Raw genomic sequence first — 17,201 nt, forward strand, 5'->3', positions numbered from 1 at the left:
CGGTCGGCCGGGCCGTCCCCTGGCCCGCCCCCGTGCTCGTCCTCGCGGGCCGGCCCGGGTGTGGAGTTGTTGTCGGTCACCGTCGTCAGTTCCGTGGCAGCAGGGGGCCCAGCGGCCCCAGGTCGATGTTGAGGTCCTCGGGCTCCAGCCCGAACCTGTCGCGCAGGATGCCCATCCGGTCCTCCAGGAGCATCAGCGTCATGCCGATCCGCTCCTCCTGCTCCTCGGTGAGCTCTCCGGTGTCCACCCGGCGCAGCGCCTGGCGCTCCATCAGCTGGCGCAGCAGCTCGACGACGGTCAGGACGAGTTTCACCAGGTCGCGTTCGACGGTGTCGGCGTCTATCTCGACCCGGCGGCGGGTCTCCTCGGACGTGGTTTCTTCGGTGGTCATCGCAGCTCCTCGAAGGGGGACGGCACGTTCTCGCTGACCGAGCTGATGAGCGCGTTGAGGTCGATGCGTACGAGATCGACGTCCGCGATCCGCAGGGTCAGGTCACCGGCGAGCACCACGCCGCCCGCGAGCAGCCGGTCGAGCAGGTCGACCAGGGCGATCTCGCGCTGGGCGAGTGCGTCGACGTCGTGGTCGTCGCTGTAGTGGCTCACGCCGGCTCCCCCTCCTGTCGTCGTGCCGTGTCCTCCTCCCCCTGCTGCGCGGGGGCCTCGTCCCCGATGTCGGCGAAGGAGTACGGGGCCCAGGGCCCGGTCAGTTCGACCTGTACGCCCTCGCCGTCGGGGCCCTCGGGGGTGAGGGCCCGCACCTGCTCGACGAAGGCCTCGCTCTGTGCGCGGGGCACCAGGTAGGCGGCGTTGAGGATGTTCTGACCGCTGCGGCCGGAGAGCCGGTTGTCCTGGAGGCGGTGCAGCAGCGCGTGCTCGGCGGTGTGCGACAGCTCGGTGTGGATGCGGCGGCAGAGCGCGTCCGCGCGGTGCGAGGCGCTCTCCTGGCTGCGCCGCTGGGCGAGGCGCTGCCGCAGGTAGCTGCGCCCGGCGCCGGGGGCGCCCGCGTCGGGGGCCGGGGCACCGTCCTGCGCTGCCGGGGCCTCGTGGGCGGCGGGCGGCCCGGGGGTCGCCGCGTACACCTTGACCCCCCATTCGATGCGCCCCTCCAGCCGGTCCAGGGCCGTCACGAAGCGGTGGTGCCCGGACTCCAGGAGCCGTCGCACCCCGCTGTCGTCGCGGCACACGGTCGCCAGCCGCAGCGGCAGCGGGCTGGTCACGGTGGTCAGGGCGGTGATCACGTTCTGGTGGGTGCGGGCGGTGGCGGCCAGCCAGTCGAGGTCTTCGAGGTGGGCCTTGAGCGGCGCCTCGTCGAAGTCGGCGGCCGGCACCGGGCTGACCACGGCGACCAGTTCGCCGTGGCGCAGCAGCCGGGGCGGTTCGCCGTCCAGGCCGCGCCCGCCCCCGTCGGGGACGACCCCGTCGAAGGGGCGGGTCACGGCGTAGACGTAGACGAGTTCCGCCTCGGGAAAGGGGCCCGTACCTGTGGTGTCCGTAGTGGCTGTCATGCCTTTCCCGTGTTCCCGTCGGGAGCGGCTTCAAGCTCCCGTTCACTCTCCTGGTCCCGGGCGCGGACGGAGTCCTCGGCCCCGGCCTCCAGGTCGGCGATGCGGCGTTTCAGCCGTTCGTTCTCCGCGGCGATCTCGCGGCGCCTGGCGCCGGAGGAGAGCGACGGGTCGTCCTCCCACCAGTCGATGCCCATCTCCTTGGCCTTGTCGACCGAGGCGACGATCAGGCGCAGTTTGATCGTGAGGAGCTCGATGTCCAGCAGGTTGATCTTGATGTCTCCCGCGATGACCACGCCTTTGTCCAGTACGCGTTCCAGGATGTCGGCGAGGTTGGCCCCGCCTCCGGAACCGTACGGGTCGGGCAGTCTGGCGGCGGTCGTCATCGGCGGCCCCTGTCTCCGGATTCGGCGTACTCGCGCTGCTTGCGGGAGTCCGCGTCGTCCTCGTCGTCCTCGACGAGCTCGGCGTCCTCGTACTCGGCCTCGGGTTCCTCCTCGGCCTCCTCGTCGTACTCGGCCTCCGGCTCGCCCTCTTCCTCGTCGTACTCGGCCTCGGGTTCGCCCTCGTCCTCCTCGGCGGGTTCGCCCTCCTCCTCGTACTCGCCCTCGGGTTCCCCCTCGTCCTCGTCGTACTCGCCCTCGGCGTCGTGCTCCGCCGCGTGCTCGTCGTCCTCCTCGTGCTCGTCGTGCTCCGCGTCGGGCTCGTGCTCGTCCCTGTCCTCCGTCTCGTCCCCGGTGTCCTGCCCCTCTTCCTCCGCGCGGGCCTCTTCCTCCTCCGCGACGGCGTCCTCGTGCGTCTTCACGACCTCGCCGTCCTGGATCTCGCCGCGCCAGCCGTCGTCGATGTCGCCCTTCATGGAGATGTGCCGGGCGTAGTTCTTGAGGTCGAGCCGGGCCCGCCGGCCCTGGGCGCGCCAGATGTTGCCGGTCTTCTCGAACAGGCCCTTGGGGTAGTACTCGATGACCAGCAGGACGCGGGTGATGTTGTCGCCCAGCGGGTGGAAGGTGACGACGCCCTTGGTGGTGCCCTTGGCGCCCTCGGACGTCCAGGAGATGCGCGCGTCGGGCACCTGCTGGGTGGTGTGCGCCTTCCAGCTGCGGTTGGACCAGAAGACCTTGAGCTTCCAGTCGGACGTGGTGTCGTCGGCGGTGGTGGCGCTCTTGACGCCCTTGGCGAAGGTCGAGAAGTCGTCGTAGCGGGTCCACTGGTCGTAGGCCACCCGGACGGGCACGCCGACGTCCACGGACTCCAGGATGACGATCGGCTTGCCTCCGCCGCCGCCCTTCTTGCGCTTGCCCTTGCCGCCGCCGAACAGCCCGGACACCGCGTCCTTGGCCTTGTCCTTGAGGTGGCTCGCGCCGAGTTCGACGGCGCTGCGCACCGGGCCCTTGCCCTCGGCGAGCTTGCGCCCGCCGTCCAGGGCGAGCTTGGCGAACCCGGGGCTGCGGCCCTCGGCTATGTCGGTGAGTTTGACGGTGGACTCGCCCAGCTTGCGGCCGGCGCCCACCAGCAGGCGTTCGGCCTGGGCGGCCAGGTATCCCTGGAGCTCCTGCTTCAGCCGGTCGGTGACCTCGCTGTCCGGCTTCAGGGCGCCGGTGAGGCCCTTGGCGGTGTCCTTGACGTCAGCCACGGCTCCGGCCTCCCTTCGATGCGGTCTTCTTCGCTGCTCCGGCGGTCTTCCCCGCGGCCCCGGAGGCGGTCCTGCGGGCGGTGCCGGAGGCGGTCTTCTTCGCCGTTCCGGTGCCGGACGCGGTCTTCTTCGCCGTACCGGAGGCGGTCTTGCCCGCCGTACGGGTGCCGGAGCCGGAGCGGGACGAGCCGGAGCCCGCGGTACGGGAGGAGCCCTGCCGGGAGCCGGACCCCGAACCGGCGGAGCGGGAGGAGCCGGAGGAGGAGCCGGACGAACCGGAGGAGCCGGAGGAGCGGGACTGCCGGGAGCCGGACGGGTCGCCGGACGACTCCGTCTTCTTGGCGCGGCTCTGCCGCCGGGGCCGCTCGCGCTCCGCCGTCTCCTCCTCGGGCTCCTCGTCGTACTCCTCTTCCCTGTCCCTGTCCTCGTCCTTCAGGCTGGTGATGTCGGGCACGACACCCGCGACCCTGTCCTGGACGTTGAGGGTGCGGTCGTGCAGCCGGTCGGCGAGACCGCCGAGCTGACGGTTGATGATCGCCCCCGTGGCGGCCTTGCCGACGCCGCGCATGTCCTCGCGCAGCTGGTCGCCCAGCTCCTTGAACTGCGGGTTGTTCTGCAACTGCGAGGACGCGAAGTCCATCAGCGCCTTCGGGCTCAGCTGCAGCTTCTTGCCCGCGACGAACGTGCCGACGGCGAAGGCGAACTTCAGCTTCTTCGTCCGCCCCAGCAGATAGCCCGCTCCTACGGCGAGCCCCAGGCCCAGCCTGTTGTTCATGTCGCTCCTGCTTTCCGGTCGGGTGTCGGACCCGGACCGCGGTCCGGATCGAGGTCGGTGCGGCGGTGTGTCAGCGCGGGGGTGCCATGCGCTGCTTCTGCTCCAGCCGGTCGAGGAGTTCGTCCTCCCGGCGGTCGAACTCCGCCTCGTCGATCTCGCCCGCCTCAAGGAGGCCTTCGAGACGCCGGAGTTCGCCCTGGATGGCCGACGGGTCGTAGTACTGCTTCTCCGCCTCGGCCACCACCTGCCGCAGCACCCAGCCGGTGCCGCGGACAGGGGCCAGCGGAAGCAGCAGCAGCTCTCCCAGGAGACCCACGGCGGCTCACTCCACGAAGCTGTACGGGGGCAGCGGTCCGTTGACCTGGAGCACCAGGTGCGGTGCCTCGCGCTGGAGCGCGTCCACCGCGTCGCTGAAGGCGGCGGCGTCCTCGCGCCCCACCAGGAAGGACACGTTGGCCAGCCAGCCGGTGCTCTCGGGCCCGGGGCTGACGTCCACCGCGGCCGTTTCGAGGGCCTGGCGCACCAGTTGCGCGTCCAGCTTCTCGCGCTGCTGCACGGCGGCCACGACGCGCTCGCCGAAGTGCAGCTTCTGCTCGTAACTGCCGCCGCCCACAGCCGTGTTGGCCTCGTTCAGGGTGCGCAGTTCGGCGTTCTCGGCCAGCACGTGGTGCAGGACGGCCTCTTCGTCGTGGGTGGCCTTGACGTTGTACTCGACCTTGCCCTCCAGGGCGTCGAGCCGCTCCAGGTAGTGCTTCTCGCGCTCGGCGAGGACGGTGTTCACCGCCTCGTCGTCGGGCGAGACGCTGCCGAAGCGCATCGGCAGTACGGCGCCGCTCGATCCGGCCTCGGACAGCACGCTCTGATGGGCGAGCAGGTCGCGCCGCTTGGGCCGCAGGTCCTCCGGGGCCTCGCTGACGACGGCGGTCAGTTCACCGGTCCTGATCAGCCGGACGGGGCGCGGCGGGTCGCCGACGCCGCCCATCCGCTCGGGCAGCCCGGGGTGGGCGGCCCTGGTGATGCCGTAGACGTACGTGCTCATTCCTGCTCCTCCTTCCGGCGCGTCGTGGTGCGACGGGCCCGCGGCTTCGACTGGCTGCTTTCCTCACGGGCCTGCTGGAAGGCGCCGGAGATGGTCTCGGCCGCGCCGGAGAGGGCGCCCTTGGTCTTGCCGGACGCGCCCTTCTCCATCATGTCGCCGGTGATGTCGGTCAGCCCCGAGGGCTTCTTGGCGCCGGTCTCCAGGTCGAGGCGGTTGCACGCCTCGGCGAAGCGCAGATAGGTGTCGACGCTGGCGACCACGACACGGATGTCGATCTTCAGGATCTCGATGCCGACCAGGGAAACCCGGACGAACGCGTCGATGACGAGACCTCGGTCCAGGACGAGTTCCAGGACGTCGTAGAGGCCACTGGTGCCTCCGCCGCCGCCACCTTGCTGTGCCGGAACTACGGTCATCGCGACCGGTCCTCCTTCTCTTCTGGGGCTGCTGCTTCCTCTTTCGCTGCGCGCTTGCCCGCGCACTGCTCGCATCCGTGCGCGCCGCTCACTTTGGTGCGCACTGCTCTCTTCCGTGTGCACTGCTCTCTTGCGTGCGCACCGCGCGCATCCGTGTGCACCGCTCTCTTCCCGGTGCGTCCGGGCGGCTACTTCTTGTCGGCCCGGCCACGCTCGTAGCGGCCGACCCGGCGGTATCCGGTGAGCTCGCCGTCCGGGTCCAGCTGGACCTCGTAGGAGGCGATCAGGCTCATGGTGTCCGGGACGCGTTCGAGTTCGAGCACTTCCACCCGGAGCGCCCAGCCGTCCTCCGTCTGCTCGAAGGAGGACACCGATTCCGCGGGCATTCCGGTGAGTTCCGATATCTGCTCGCGGGCCGCGCGCAACACTTGCATCGGGCCCGGCTTGCGCGCCCTTTTCGGTTCTTCGCGCTGTTCTCCGCTGGTTTTGGCCGGTGATTTCCTGGGAGTGTTCTCTGATGTATTTGCCATGTCAGCCTCGGGGGTCCGGGTAACCCGACACGTCTGGAGCAAACCCCGCACGGCGGAGCGTTGTTCGATTCGCTGTGGGGTACTCGTCGCGCCATGACAACCACAGACAGCAGGGCGTTCCCGGAGGTCCGCACGCGCATCCCGGCGCGGCTGGACAGGCTGCCGTGGTCCCCCTGGCACTGGAGGATCATCATCGGGCTCGGCACGGTGTGGATCCTCGATGGCCTGGAAGTGACCATCGTCGGCAATATCGTCGTCCGGCTCGCCGAAGAGGGCAGCGGAATCGAGATCACCACCGCACAGGTGACGACGACCGCCGCCGCGCTTTACGTGGCGGGGGCGTGTGTCGGCGCACTGGTCTTCGGCCGCCTCACCGATCTCTTCGGCCGCAAGAAGCTCTTCCTGATCACTCTCGCCGTTTATCTGGCGGCGACCGCGGCGACCGCGTTCTCGCAATCCGCGTGGTTCTTCTTCGTATGCCGATTCGTCACGGGTCTGGGCATCGGCGGTGAATACGCGGCGATCAACTCGGCCATCGACGAACTTATTCCGAGCCGGCTGCGCGGGCGCATCGACCTGATCATCAACGGCACCTTCTGGGCCGGTGCGGCCATCGGCGCACTCGCCTCGGTGGCGCTGCTGAACACCGACCTCTTCCCCAAGGACGTGGGCTGGCGGCTGGCGTTCGCCATCGGTGTCGTCCTCGGCCTGGTCATCCTGCTCGTCCGGCGGCACGTCCCGGAGAGCCCGCGCTGGCTGATGGTGCACGGCCGGGAGGAGGAGGCCGACCGGATCGTCACGGCGGTGGAGCAGAAGGTCCACGACGAGACCGGTGAGCCGCTCCCGCAGCCGGAGGAGGAGATCACGGTCCGCCAGCGCGGGTCGATCGGCTTCCTGGAGATCATGCGGACGGTGTTCTCGCAGTACCGCAAGCGGGCGGTCCTCGGGCTGTCGCTCTTCGTCGGGCAGGCGTTCCTCTACAACTCGATCACCTTCGGGTACGCGGTCATCCTCGACAAGTTCTTCGGGGTGGGGACGGGTTCGGCGGCGTACTACTTCGCGGTGATCGCGGTCGGCAACCTGCTCGGGCCGCTGGTCCTCGGCCACTTCTTCGACTCGGTGGGCCGGGTGCCGATGATCGCCGGGACGTACATCCTGTCGGGGCTGCTGCTGTTCGGCACGGCGATGCTGTTCCAGAACGGGGCGCTGACGGCAACGACGATGACGGCGTGCTGGTGCGTGGTCCTCTTCTTCGCTTCGGCGGGGGCGAGTTCGGCGTATCTGACGGTCAGTGAGGTATTTCCGCTGGAGACGCGGGCGATGTGCATCTCGTTCTTCTACGCGGTGGGCACGGCGCTGGGCGGCATCACCGGGCCGATCCTCTTCAACGGGCTGGTCAGCAGCGGGAAGCCGGGGGACACGACGCTGGCGTTCTGCATCGGGGCGGGGCTGATGGTGGCCGCCGGCCTGGTGGAGTCGGTGCTGGGCGTCAAGAGCGAGCGCAGGAGCCTGGAGTCGATCGCGCCGCCGCTTAGTGCGGTGAGGTAGCGCGGAGGTTGCTTGGGCGGGGGGGTGTGCGGCTCCGCCGGGGGCCGCCCCCTTGCCCGCCCGTTCCGCCCCCGGGGGGCGGCCCCGCCGCCCAAGGGGGCGGGGGGAGCGAGCGGGCGGCCCTGCCGCCCAAGGGGGCGGGACGGGGGTGGGGATGGGAAAGGGCGGCCCCATGCCGCGAGGCCGCTAGTTCACCGTCTTCAGGCGTTTGCGGGCGGGGCCCAGGGCGCGGCCGCGGGTCAGCACGCCTGCCCAGGGATTGCGCTTCGCCTGTTCCAGCACGCCCTCCACGTCGCCGAGCGACCACGTCCGCGCCGTCACCCCCGGGTCCTCCAGCTGCTCCCAGGAGATCGGCACCGCGACCGGCGCCCCCGGCAGCGCCCGGGGCGACCACGGCGCCACCCCCGTCTGCGCGTACCCGTTGCGCTGCACGTCCAGGTACAGCCGGTTGCCCCGGGAGCGCTTGCGCACCGCCGTGGTCAGGGTCTGCGGGTGGCGTTCGGCCAGCGTCTCGGCGACCTCCCTGGCGAAGCCCCGGGACTCCTCGAACGTGGCGTGCCCGTTCAGCGGCACCGTCACGTGCAGCCCCTTGGAGCCGGTCGTCATCAGCACCGAGGGCAGGTGCAGCTGGTCGAGCAGTTCACCCAGCCGGCGGGCGGCGTCGCGGACCGCCGCGAAGTCGTCCCGGGGCGGGTCGAGATCGAACACCAGCAGGTCGGGCCAGGGCAGCCGGTCGGCCCTGGACAGCCATCTGTGCAGCACGAGCGCGGCCTGGTCGGCCAGGAACACCAGGGTGGCGCTGTCGTCGCAGACCACGTGGCGCACCGTGCCGCCCTCCTTGTCGACCTTCTTGCGCCGCACCCAGTCGGGGTAGCCGTCCGGGGTGTCCTTCTGCAGGAAGCGGGGCCCGCCGACCCCGTCGGGGTGGCGTTCCAGCATCAGCGGCCGGTCGCGCACCTGCGGCAGCACGAACATGGCGATCCGGCGGTAGTAGGCGGCCAGGTCGGCCTTGCTGATGCCGGGGTCGGGGAAGAGCACCTTGTCGGGCCGGTGCACGGTGACGGTGCGCCGCCCCGCCCGGACGTCCCGGGTGCCGTCCGGGTCCGTACCGGCCCGGCCGCTCATCGCACCACCGCCTTCTCCACCAGCAGGCGTACGGCCGTGGCGACCGACTCCGCGTCGATCCCGGCACCGTACAGCTGCTCCGCGGGGGTCGCCGAGCCCGGCATGCCCGTGACGGCGAGCCGGACCAGTCGCGGGGCGGGCCGGCCGTCGGCGAACGCCTCGGCGACGGCGTCGCCGAGCCCGCCCTCGGGGTGGTGGTCCTCCACGCTGACCAGGCAGCCTGTCTCCTCGGCCGCGGTCCACAGCGTCTGCGCGTCCACCGGCTTGACGGAGTAGAGGTCGACGACCCGGACCTCGATGCCGTCGGCGGCCAGCAGGTCCGCCGCCGCCAGCGCCTCGGGCACGGTCGTCCCGGCGGCGACCAGGGTCAGCCGGTCGTGCTCACCGCGCCGCAGCACCTTGGAGCCGCCGACCGGGAACTCCTCGTCGGGACCGTAGAGGACGTCGCTCTTGCCCCTGCTGGTGCGCAGGTAGCGGATGCCCTTGAGGTCGGCGGTGGCGGCGAGCAGTTTCGCGGTCTGGTTGGCGTCGCACGGGCACAGGACGGTGCTGCCGTGCACGGCGCGCATCATCGCCAGGTCCTCCAGGCCCATCTGGGAGGGCCCGTCCTCGCCGATGGCGACCCCGGCGTGCGAGCCCACCACGTTGAGGTCGGCCCGGCTGATCGCGGCCATCCGCAGGAAGTCGTGGGCGCGGGTGAGGAAGGCGGCGAAGGTGGCGACGTACGGCACCCGGCCGCGCACCTGCATGCCGACGCCCGCGGCGACCAGGAGCTGTTCGGCGATGTAGCACTCGAAGTACCGGTCGGGGTGTTCCTTGGCGAAGTACTCGGCGCGGGTCGAGTCGCCGACCTCGCCGTCCAGGACGACCACGTCGCCGCGCGCCGAGCCGAGCGCGGCGAGCGCCTCGCCGAACGCGTCGCGGGTGGCGACGCGTTCGCCGCCGGAGGCGGTGGGCTCGTAGCGCGGCAGCGTCAGGTGTCCGCTGGGCACCGCGTGCAGGGTGCGGGCGGCCGTCGGCTTCGCGACGTCGACGTGGATCGCCCGTACGCCGCCCAGTTCGGCGATGGCCGCGGTGGCGTCCGGGAGCGGCTTGCCGTGCTTGCCCTCCTGGTCGGCGACCTCGTGCACCCCCTTGCCCTTCACGGTGCTCGCGAGGACGGCGGTGGGGCGGCCCTCGGTCGCACGGGCCTCCTTGAACGCCGCGTCCAGCGCCTCGGTGTCGTGCCCGTCCACCTCGACGGTGTGCCAGCCGAACGCCTTCAGCCGGCGGGCGTAGGCACTCAGGTCGCGGCCGTGCCGGGTGGGGCCGCGCTGGCCGAGCCGGTTGACGTCCACGATCAGGGTGAGGTTGTCGAGCTTCTCGCCCGCGGCGTGCTCCACGGCCTCCCACACCGACCCCTCGGCCATCTCGCTGTCCCCGCTGATCACGTACACCCGGGAGGGGACCCGCTCCAGCCGCCGGCCGGCGAGTGCCACGCCGACGCCGACCGGCAGTCCCTGCCCGAGGGAGCCGGTCGCCACGTCCACCCAGGGCAGGCGCGGCGTGGGGTGGCCCTCCAGGCGGCTGCCGCGGCTGCGGAAGGTGAGCAGTTCCTCGTCGGTGATCGCGCCCGCCGCCCGGTAGAGGGAGTAGAGCAGGGGCGAGGCGTGGCCCTTGGAGAGGATGAGGTGGTCGTTGCCGGGGTGGTCGGGGCGGTCGAAGTCGTAGCGCAGGTGGTTCGCCAGGAGCACGGCGCCGATCTCGGCCGCGGACATCGACGAGGTGGCGTGTCCGGACCCGGCCGCGTCCGTGGCGCGGACGGAGTCCACCCGCAGCTGCTGGGCGAGTTCGGTGAGTTCGGTCGCGGTCAGGCCTTCGGTGGGCATGTCTCTCCTCTGCTGTTCGGTGCGGGGCCCGCCGTACGGGGCGTACGGGCCTGCCGCGGGTCCTGGGGGTTCGTCAGCCGGCCGTACCCGGTCGGCCCGGCACCCTCGCCAGTTCGGGCGCCGAGGTGTCCAGCGGCACCGACCAGGAGCGCACCAGCCCCAACTGGACGGCCTGGCGCGGCAGTACGGCGTCCAGCGCCCAGTCGGCGACGACCCGGACCCGGTTGCCTGGCATCGCGGCGAGGTGGTAGGCGCGGGTGACCGCTCCGGCGAGGGGCCCGGCCAGCGGCACGCCGAGCGGGTTGGCGGCGGCCTTGGCGCCGGCCAGGTCGACGACGAAGCCGAGGTCGTGGTGTTCGTACCGCTCCATCCGCGGCTGGCCGGGCCCAAGCGAGAGGGCGACGTTGTGGCCGCAGACCCTGCCCTGCCGGGTGGCGTGCTGGGCCGTCATCGGGGTGAACTCCCCCGGCCTGGTCAGGTCGGGCACGGCTGCCGCGTCGCCGCACGCGAAGATCTCCGGGTGTCCGGGCACGTTCAGGTGCGGGTCGACCAGCAGCCGGCCGCGTTCGACGGACAGGCCGAGGTCGGAGACGAGCGGGTCGGGCCGCACCCCCACGCACCAGATGAGCGAGCGGGTGGCGACGAACTCGCCGTCGTCGAGGAGCACGCCCTGTGCGGTGGCCTCCTTGACGGAGGTGCCGGTGCGTACGTCGACGCCGCGCTCGCGCAGCACCTTGCCGGCGGTGCGGGAGAGCCGTTCGTCGAGTTCGGGCAGGACGCGCGGGGCGATGTCCAGGAGCAGCCAGCGGGGGCGCCGCTGCGGGGTGCCGTCGCCCTGCTCGCGGGCCAGCGCGTCGGTGAACATCGCGCCCTGGGCGGCGACCTCCACCCCGGTGTAACCGCCCCCGACGACCACGAAGGTGCGCCGGGCCGCCTGCTCGGCGGGGTCGTCGGTGCTGCCGGACAGCTCGATCTGCCGGGTGAGGTGGTCGCGCAGGTACAGCGCCTCGGGCAGGCCGCGGAAGCCGTGGGCGTACTCGGTGACGCCCGGGACCGGCAGCAGCTTGTTGACGCTGCCGACGGCCAGCACCAGCCGGTCGTACGACAGTGCGCCGGCGCGCCCCTCGGGGTCGGTGTAGTGCACCCGGCGGAGTTCCAGGTCGACCCGTCCGGCCTCGCCGAGCACGAGGCGTACGCCGGGCAGGGTACGGGTCAGCGAGACGCTGACCCGGCGCGGTTCCAGGATTCCGGCGGCGACCTGGGGCAGCAGCGGCAGGTAGAGGAAGTAGTCGGTGGGGTTGAGCAGGACGACCTCGGCCCGGCCCCGGGTCTGCCGGGAGACGGTGCGGGCGGCCCGGTGCCCGGCGAAGCCGCCGCCGACGACCACGACGCGGGGGCGGCGTGCGGAGCTGCTCTCGGACGGGCTTTCGGACCGGTTCGCGGAAGTGTGCGTGGAACTGCTCACGTTCGCCTCCGATGCGGACGGCTGTGACGGACGGCTGCTGCGGACGGCTGTTGCGGACGACTGGCGGGATCGGCTGCGGCCGGACGGCGCGGAAGGCCGCGGCCGGCCGATACGGATTCGGTGGATCTGTCGTATTCGGGGACCCGACCCGCGTGCCCGTCACCGTGCCGCCCAAACGCCGTGATCGGTGTGTTTCCGGGCGTCGCCGCGGGTTACCCGGGGAAGCAGCAGCACACCCCGTACGGAAGGCGCACCTCCCATGACCGAATTCGGCTACTTCCTCTCGTGCGAGGAGTTCGGACCCGTCGAGCTGGTGGAACAGGCCCGGATGGCCGAGCAGGCCGGTTTCCAGGCGCTGTGGATCTCCGACCACTTCCATCCGTGGAACGGTGAGCAGGGCCAGAGCCCCTTCGTGTGGTCGGTGATCGGTGCCCTGTCGCAGGCGGTGTCGCTGCCGGTGCAGACGGCGGTGACCTGCCCGACCGTACGGATGCACCCGGCGATCGTGGCGCAGGCGGCGGCCACCGCCGCGGTGCAGCTCGGCGACGGCCGGTTCCGGCTGGGGGTGGGCAGCGGGGAGGCGCTGAACGAGCACATCATGGGCGGCCCGTGGCCGAGTGCCCGGACCCGGCTGGACATGCTGGAGGAAGCCGTCCAGCTGATCCGCAACCTCTTCGACGGCAACGAGGTCAGCCACGAGGGCAGGCACTACCGGCTGGAGAACGCGCGGCTGTACACCGTCCCCGACGAGCCCGTCCCGATCGACGTCTCGGCGTTCGGCCCGAAGGCCCTGAGGCTGGCGTCGCGGGTGGGCGACGGGCTGATCACGATGCGGCCGGACGCGGGCGCGGTGACCCGGTTCCGCGAGGGCGGCGGCGGGGCGAAGCCGGTGAGCGGCGGCTACCGGGTCTGCTACGGCACGGACCGGGCGGCGGCCGTGGACACCGCGCACCGGCTGTGGCCCACCGAGCAGTTGCCCGGCGAAATGGGCCAGGTCCTTTCCACGCCAAGGCACTTCGAACAGGTTTCGCAGCTCGTCACCAAGGACATGGTGGCTTCGAAGGTGGTGTGCGGCGACGACGCCGACGCGCACGCGGAGCGCCTGCGGACCTACGCCGGAGCCGGTTTCGACCGGGTGTACGTCAACCAGATCGGCCCCGACCAGCGCGGGTTCTTCGACTTCTACCGCACCAAGGTGCTGCCCCAGGTTCAGGAGCCCTGAGATGAGGCTGACCCAGGACGCCCACCGGCCGGACCCCGCGTGGCGTCCCACGCTGCGCACCCGGCTGTCCCATCTCCTCGCCCGCCTCAGGTCCGTCGTGCTGCGCCGGCGCAACGCCTGACGGCCCGTGACCGCCGTGCGCCCGGACGCGGGCGGACGGCACCCTCGCCCGGGAGAGCAACCCGGTGGTGGTCGAGGCGCGGCCGGACTCGGGCTCTCAGGACGTCCAGGGCACGCGGCAGACGTGCGGTGCCGTGCCCTGCGGACACAGCCCGTGCAGCACCGCCTTGCGGACGGTGCGCCAGGTCTTCAGGGAACACTCCAGCCGGACGCTCAGCAGCACCGCCCGGCGCGCGCCTGCGTCCTGGCCCGGGTGCTCGATCGCCCACTGCTCCGCCAGGAAGTCGTACGCCTCCTCGGCGGTCGTGCCGCTGTGGGGAAGGCGGTGCGCGAGGTCCAGCGAGAGGAGCCGGGCGCCGGACGCGCGTACGGCCCGGTGGACGAGTCCGGTGACCGTGGCGAGGCCGTCCTCGTCCGCGTACAGGCCGAAACCCATCGTGCGCTTCCTCATGAACACCGGCTTCCGTGCGTGCGACGACTGCTACCGGGCGTCGACGCGTACGGCGTCGCACTCCCGGTCGGAGAGGAACGATGCCATCGCGCTGCCCTCCTCGGCGACCTCTTTTCGCTCGCTGGGGGTGAGGCCGGAGAGCGGCCGGACGACCACCGTGCCGGTGGCGGGCTCGACGTTCCAGGTGGCGGCGACCCGGCCGTCGACGAGGACCACCCGCTCCCCCGCGACCGACAGCCCCTTGTGCGCGTCGTCGATGATCCGGCCGCGGTCGTGGTAGCCGAGGATCGCGTTGTCGAAGGCGGGCAGGAACCGCACCGGGGCCGGGGTGTCGGCGTCTGGCCGCGGCGCGTCGGGCAGATCGAGCAGTACGCGGCCCCGCTCGTCGCGGAAGGAGACCAGTTCGTCCCGTACGGCGGCGACGGCCGCGGGCAGTCCGGCCACCCCGCACCAGGCGCGCAGATCGGCGGAGGCGGCGGGCCCGTACGCGGCGAGGTAGCGCCGCACCAGCGCCTGGCCCACCGGGTCGGCGGCGTCGTCGGACAGCGGGTCGGGCGCACGCCCGAGCCAGTCGGCCAGCGGCAGGTTGCGCACCCCTGCCCGGGTCCGCCAGAGCCCGCGCGGCGGCAGCTGGACCATGGGGACGAGGGCGGTGACCAGCATCTCGCCCAGGGGCCGCGTCCCCGCGTCGGGCCAGCGTCCGGCGACCGCCCCGGCCAGCTCGCTCATGGAGCGGGGCTCCCCGTCGGCCAGCACCGCGCGGCCCGCGGCGGCCAGCTCGTCGAGGTCCACGGCCGCCAGCTCTGCGCGGTAGACCCCCAGCACCTTCTGCCGCAGCATGGCGTCGTGCCGGGAGCGCCAGGCCAGGGCGTCGTCGGCGGTGACCAGGTGGACCGTGCGCCGCATGAGGTGGGTGCGTACCGCGCGCCGCCCGGTCACCAGGTCCGACAGCTCGGCGGGGTCGAAGTCCCGCAGCCGGGAGAACAGCCCGACGAACGGCTCCTGCGGCTCCTGCGCCTGGAGCCCGCCGAGGTGCCGGACGGCGTCGAGGGCCGGCCGGGCGGCACGGTCGAGCAGCAGCTGCCGGGCGAGGGTGGCGCGGTTGAGCGTCCGGGTGTCGAGCACTGTCATCGGGAGCTGCCTTCGCTGTGGTGTCGGAGGGGCGGAACGGGGCGCGCGGGGCGGGACTCGGCGTTACGGGCGGGGCCGGGCGGAAGCGGTCTTTCCGGCTCGTCGCCACACTCGCAGAAGTAGCGGACAGGTGGTGTCCGCTACTCGCGGCACCATGGAAGTCATGCAGAAGACCTCCGCACGGCTCCTCTCGTTGCTCTCGCTGCTCCAGTCCCGCCGGGACTGGCCGGGCACGCTGCTCGCGCAGCGGCTGGAGGTCAGCGCCCGGACGGTGCGGCGCGACATCGACCGGCTGCGCGAGCTGGGGTATCCGGTGGCCGCGGTCAAGGGGCCCGACGGCGGCTACCGGCTGGACGCGGGCGCCGAGCTGCCGCCGCTCCTCTTCGACGACGAACAGGCGGTGGCCCTCGCCTTCGCGCTCCAGCTCGCCACCGCCTCCGGCACGGACATCGGCGAGGCCGCGGCCCGTGCGCTGACCACCGTCCGCCAGGTGCTGCCCGCACGGCTGCGGCACCGGGTCGACACCCTGCGGTTCACCGCCGTCGAACGTCCCTCGCTGCGCAGCGACCCACCGGCCGACAGCGGCGTGCTCACCACGCTGGCCGGCGCCGTGCACGCCCGCGAGGTGCTGCGCTTCGGGTACGTGTCCGGCGGCGGCGCCCTCGGCGGCCCGGCCGGTGCCGACGCCCCGGTCCGCCGGGTCGAGCCGCACCACGTCGTCACCTGGGGCGGTCGCTGGTACCTGGTGGCCTGGGACCTGGACCGGGAGGCCTGGCGCACCTTCCGGGCCGACCGCATCTCCCCGCGCGTCCCGGCCGGGCCCCGGTTCACCCCGCGCGAGCTGCCCGGGGGCGATGTGGCCGGGTTCGTGGCGGACGCCTTCCGGGGCTCGTCCGACGGGCGGGGCCTGCCCTGTGTGGGCGAGGCGGTGCTCGGGCTGCCCGCCGCCACCGTGTCCGCCTACGCCGGGGACGCCCTGGTGGAGGAGCTGGGCCCCGACCGGTGCCGGGTGGTCATGGGCTCGTGGTCCTGGGCGGGGCTGGCCGCCGCGCTGGGCGGGTTCGACGCGGACTTCGAGGTGGTCGGCCCGCCGGAACTGCGGGCGGCGGTGGGCCTGTTGGCGCGACGGTACGCCGGTGCGGCGGTCCCGTCCGGCGACCGGCCCGGGTCGCGGTGAGCGGCGACCGACCCGGGTCGCGGCGAGCGGTCCGCCCCCGTGGTGACCGGCGGTCGGTCCCGCCCGGTACCGGGTACGGTCGGCGCATGTGCCTCTACGCGGTGGTGAGCCACACCCCGCACTACGCGTGCGTGTCGTGCCGGGTGAGTTTCAAGCGCTCGGTACCGGCGGGCCGCGTCGCGCCGTGCCAGAACTGCGCCCGGCCGCTGGTCCACGCGGGGCACGACTTCGCGCCGCCGCGCAGACGGGACGTAAGGGCCTGGTCCGTGGTGGCCGCCGTGCTGGCGGCGGGGCTGCGCTACGAGGGCCGGTCCGCGTGCGGCTGCGACAAGGAGCCCCGCTCCCGGCCGCGCACCCGCCGGGAGCTGCGGGTGCGCCGGACGGCGGCGGCCAGGCAGGGCATCCCGTTGGCGGAGGCGCTGGCGCGGCCCGACCCGTGGTCACCGGCGGACGACGCCCAGGACGGCACCGGCCCGGGTCGTCACTGATCCGGGTCGTCACTGATCCGGGTCGTCACTGATCCGGGTCGTCGATGAGCCGAGTTGTCGATGACCCGGGCCAAGGCCGCCGGGCCCGGGACGCCCGGCCGCGAACGGCACTCACGCCGTCCCCGCTCCGATGACCGCTGCGGCGACGCTCCCGTGGCAGCACCCGGTCCCGCCGCCCGCGGCCCCCCTCACCGCCCCCGGCAAGTCACCTACGGCCCACCTCGGGCGCGCTTCCCGGTACCGGCGGCACGCCCGGTACCGAGGTCACCGCCTCCGCCGCCGTCCCCGGTGCCACGCCGGGAGCCACGTCCACCGCGTCCGGCGCGGTGCGGACCCGCTCCGCCGCACCCGCGCCGGGCCGGGGCCGGGCCGCCTTGCGGAGCAGGACGGCCGCGATCAGCAGGGCCGCCGCGACGATCAGGGCCGCGGCCCAGGTGGGCAGCACCAGCGCGAGGGCCAGCGTCACCCCGGCCACCAGCGCGGCGCCGCCGTAGAGCCCGGCCGCGCCCGCACCCGCGTACAGCCGTGCCGGGCGGCGCTGTTCGCGCAGGCGCGCACGGAGTTCCTCGGCGACGGTGTCGCGCACGACCTGCGCGATCTCCTGCGACAGGTTCACGTTCGGTGTCGCACCGGCGGCCTTTCCCACGTTCGTATCCATGTTCGTACCCATGGCTTCCGCGTACCCGTCAGCCTGCCCCGTACGCAGGCCCC

20 protein-coding genes are annotated in these 17,201 nt (G+C 72.8%); 4 read left to right on the plus strand and 16 right to left on the minus strand.

The window, feature by feature from the left end:
- Window positions 1-85 precede the first annotated feature (85 nt).
- The 10 genes from ACFYVL_RS06460 to ACFYVL_RS06505 form a co-directional block, all read right to left on the minus strand.
- Entirely contained in the window at window positions 86-391 is a 306-nt protein-coding gene (locus ACFYVL_RS06460) for a gas vesicle protein K (RefSeq protein WP_389241668.1), read from the minus strand.
- A complete protein-coding gene (locus ACFYVL_RS06465; RefSeq protein ID WP_389241669.1) occupies window positions 388-603 on the minus strand; it encodes a gas vesicle protein in 216 nt (71 codons plus the stop codon). Before ACFYVL_RS06465 ends, ACFYVL_RS06460 begins: the two co-directional genes overlap by 4 nt.
- Window positions 600-1,505 (minus strand): GvpL/GvpF family gas vesicle protein, encoded by a 906-nt coding sequence (locus tag ACFYVL_RS06470; RefSeq protein WP_389241670.1) that lies wholly within the window; start codon window positions 1,503-1,505, stop codon window positions 600-602. Before ACFYVL_RS06470 ends, ACFYVL_RS06465 begins: the two co-directional genes overlap by 4 nt.
- Entirely contained in the window at window positions 1,502-1,888 is a 387-nt protein-coding gene (locus ACFYVL_RS06475) for a gas vesicle protein (RefSeq protein WP_389241671.1), read from the minus strand. The genes ACFYVL_RS06470 and ACFYVL_RS06475 overlap by 4 nt, the downstream gene beginning before the upstream one ends.
- Complete coding sequence (locus ACFYVL_RS06480) at window positions 1,885-3,135, minus strand: SRPBCC family protein (RefSeq protein WP_389241672.1); 1,251 nt, start codon at window positions 3,133-3,135, stop codon at window positions 1,885-1,887. Before ACFYVL_RS06480 ends, ACFYVL_RS06475 begins: the two co-directional genes overlap by 4 nt.
- Window positions 3,128-3,910, minus strand: a complete 783-nt coding sequence (locus ACFYVL_RS06485) for a DNA primase (protein ID WP_389241673.1) — start codon at window positions 3,908-3,910, stop codon at window positions 3,128-3,130. The genes ACFYVL_RS06480 and ACFYVL_RS06485 overlap by 8 nt, the downstream gene beginning before the upstream one ends.
- Before the next feature lie 70 nt (window positions 3,911-3,980).
- Window positions 3,981-4,226 (minus strand): gas vesicle protein GvpG, encoded by a 246-nt coding sequence (locus ACFYVL_RS06490; RefSeq protein WP_389241674.1) that lies wholly within the window; start codon window positions 4,224-4,226, stop codon window positions 3,981-3,983.
- A gap of 6 nt (window positions 4,227-4,232) precedes the next feature.
- Window positions 4,233-4,949 (minus strand): GvpL/GvpF family gas vesicle protein, encoded by a 717-nt coding sequence (locus ACFYVL_RS06495; RefSeq protein WP_389241675.1) that lies wholly within the window; start codon window positions 4,947-4,949, stop codon window positions 4,233-4,235.
- Window positions 4,946-5,365 (minus strand): gas vesicle structural protein GvpA, encoded by a 420-nt coding sequence (locus ACFYVL_RS06500; RefSeq protein WP_389241676.1) that lies wholly within the window; start codon window positions 5,363-5,365, stop codon window positions 4,946-4,948. The genes ACFYVL_RS06495 and ACFYVL_RS06500 overlap by 4 nt, the downstream gene beginning before the upstream one ends.
- Window positions 5,366-5,553: 188 nt before the next feature.
- Entirely contained in the window at window positions 5,554-5,895 is a 342-nt protein-coding gene (locus tag ACFYVL_RS06505; protein ID WP_389241677.1) for a gas vesicle protein, read from the minus strand.
- A gap of 93 nt (window positions 5,896-5,988) precedes the next feature.
- On the opposite strand from ACFYVL_RS06505, the gene ACFYVL_RS06510 reads away from it, so the two are divergent.
- Window positions 5,989-7,443, plus strand: a complete 1,455-nt coding sequence (locus ACFYVL_RS06510) for an MFS transporter (protein WP_389241678.1) — start codon at window positions 5,989-5,991, stop codon at window positions 7,441-7,443.
- A 186-nt stretch (window positions 7,444-7,629) separates the two neighbouring features.
- Here the strand turns inward: ACFYVL_RS06510 and ligD are convergent, their stop codons facing one another.
- The 3 genes from ligD to ACFYVL_RS06525 form a co-directional block, all read right to left on the minus strand.
- A complete protein-coding gene (ligD, locus tag ACFYVL_RS06515; RefSeq protein WP_389241679.1) occupies window positions 7,630-8,568 on the minus strand; it encodes a non-homologous end-joining DNA ligase in 939 nt (312 codons plus the stop codon).
- Window positions 8,565-10,436 (minus strand): transketolase, encoded by a 1,872-nt coding sequence (locus tag ACFYVL_RS06520; protein WP_389241680.1) that lies wholly within the window; start codon window positions 10,434-10,436, stop codon window positions 8,565-8,567. The genes ligD and ACFYVL_RS06520 overlap by 4 nt, the downstream gene beginning before the upstream one ends.
- Before the next feature lie 73 nt (window positions 10,437-10,509).
- Window positions 10,510-11,823, minus strand: coding sequence for an NAD(P)/FAD-dependent oxidoreductase (locus ACFYVL_RS06525; RefSeq protein ID WP_389241814.1), 1,314 nt, complete (start codon window positions 11,821-11,823; stop codon window positions 10,510-10,512).
- Window positions 11,824-12,160: 337 nt separating this feature from the next.
- Between ACFYVL_RS06525 and ACFYVL_RS06530 the strand changes: the two genes are divergently transcribed.
- Window positions 12,161-13,123 (plus strand): TIGR03557 family F420-dependent LLM class oxidoreductase, encoded by a 963-nt coding sequence (locus ACFYVL_RS06530; protein ID WP_389241681.1) that lies wholly within the window; start codon window positions 12,161-12,163, stop codon window positions 13,121-13,123.
- A 217-nt stretch (window positions 13,124-13,340) separates the two neighbouring features.
- On the opposite strand, the gene ACFYVL_RS06535 is transcribed toward ACFYVL_RS06530, so the two are convergent.
- Together ACFYVL_RS06535 and ACFYVL_RS06540 are read right to left on the minus strand one after the other, a co-directional pair.
- Window positions 13,341-13,694 (minus strand): hypothetical protein, encoded by a 354-nt coding sequence (locus ACFYVL_RS06535; RefSeq protein ID WP_389241682.1) that lies wholly within the window; start codon window positions 13,692-13,694, stop codon window positions 13,341-13,343.
- Between the two features lie 30 nt (window positions 13,695-13,724).
- Complete coding sequence (locus tag ACFYVL_RS06540) at window positions 13,725-14,825, minus strand: winged helix DNA-binding domain-containing protein (RefSeq protein ID WP_389241683.1); 1,101 nt, start codon at window positions 14,823-14,825, stop codon at window positions 13,725-13,727.
- 163 nt (window positions 14,826-14,988) lie between these two features.
- On the opposite strand from ACFYVL_RS06540, the gene ACFYVL_RS06545 reads away from it, so the two are divergent.
- Together ACFYVL_RS06545 and ACFYVL_RS06550 are read left to right on the plus strand one after the other, a co-directional pair.
- Window positions 14,989-16,002 carry a helix-turn-helix transcriptional regulator gene (locus ACFYVL_RS06545; RefSeq protein ID WP_389241684.1) on the plus strand — a complete coding sequence of 338 codons (1,014 nt, stop codon included), beginning with the start codon at window positions 14,989-14,991 and terminating at the stop codon, window positions 16,000-16,002.
- Between the two features lie 86 nt (window positions 16,003-16,088).
- The gene (locus ACFYVL_RS06550; protein WP_389241685.1) at window positions 16,089-16,490 is read left to right on the plus strand and encodes a hypothetical protein; all 402 of its coding nucleotides are present in this window, start codon (window positions 16,089-16,091) and stop codon (window positions 16,488-16,490) included.
- Between the two features lie 205 nt (window positions 16,491-16,695).
- Here the strand turns inward: ACFYVL_RS06550 and ACFYVL_RS06555 are convergent, their stop codons facing one another.
- Window positions 16,696-17,148, minus strand: coding sequence for a phage holin family protein (locus ACFYVL_RS06555; protein ID WP_389241686.1), 453 nt, complete (start codon window positions 17,146-17,148; stop codon window positions 16,696-16,698).
- Between the last annotated feature and the right edge of the window lie 53 nt (window positions 17,149-17,201).

The sequence above is a fragment of the Streptomyces sp. NPDC004111 genome, from assembly GCF_042874215.1.
GTDB lineage: Bacteria > Actinomycetota > Actinomycetes > Streptomycetales > Streptomycetaceae > Streptomyces.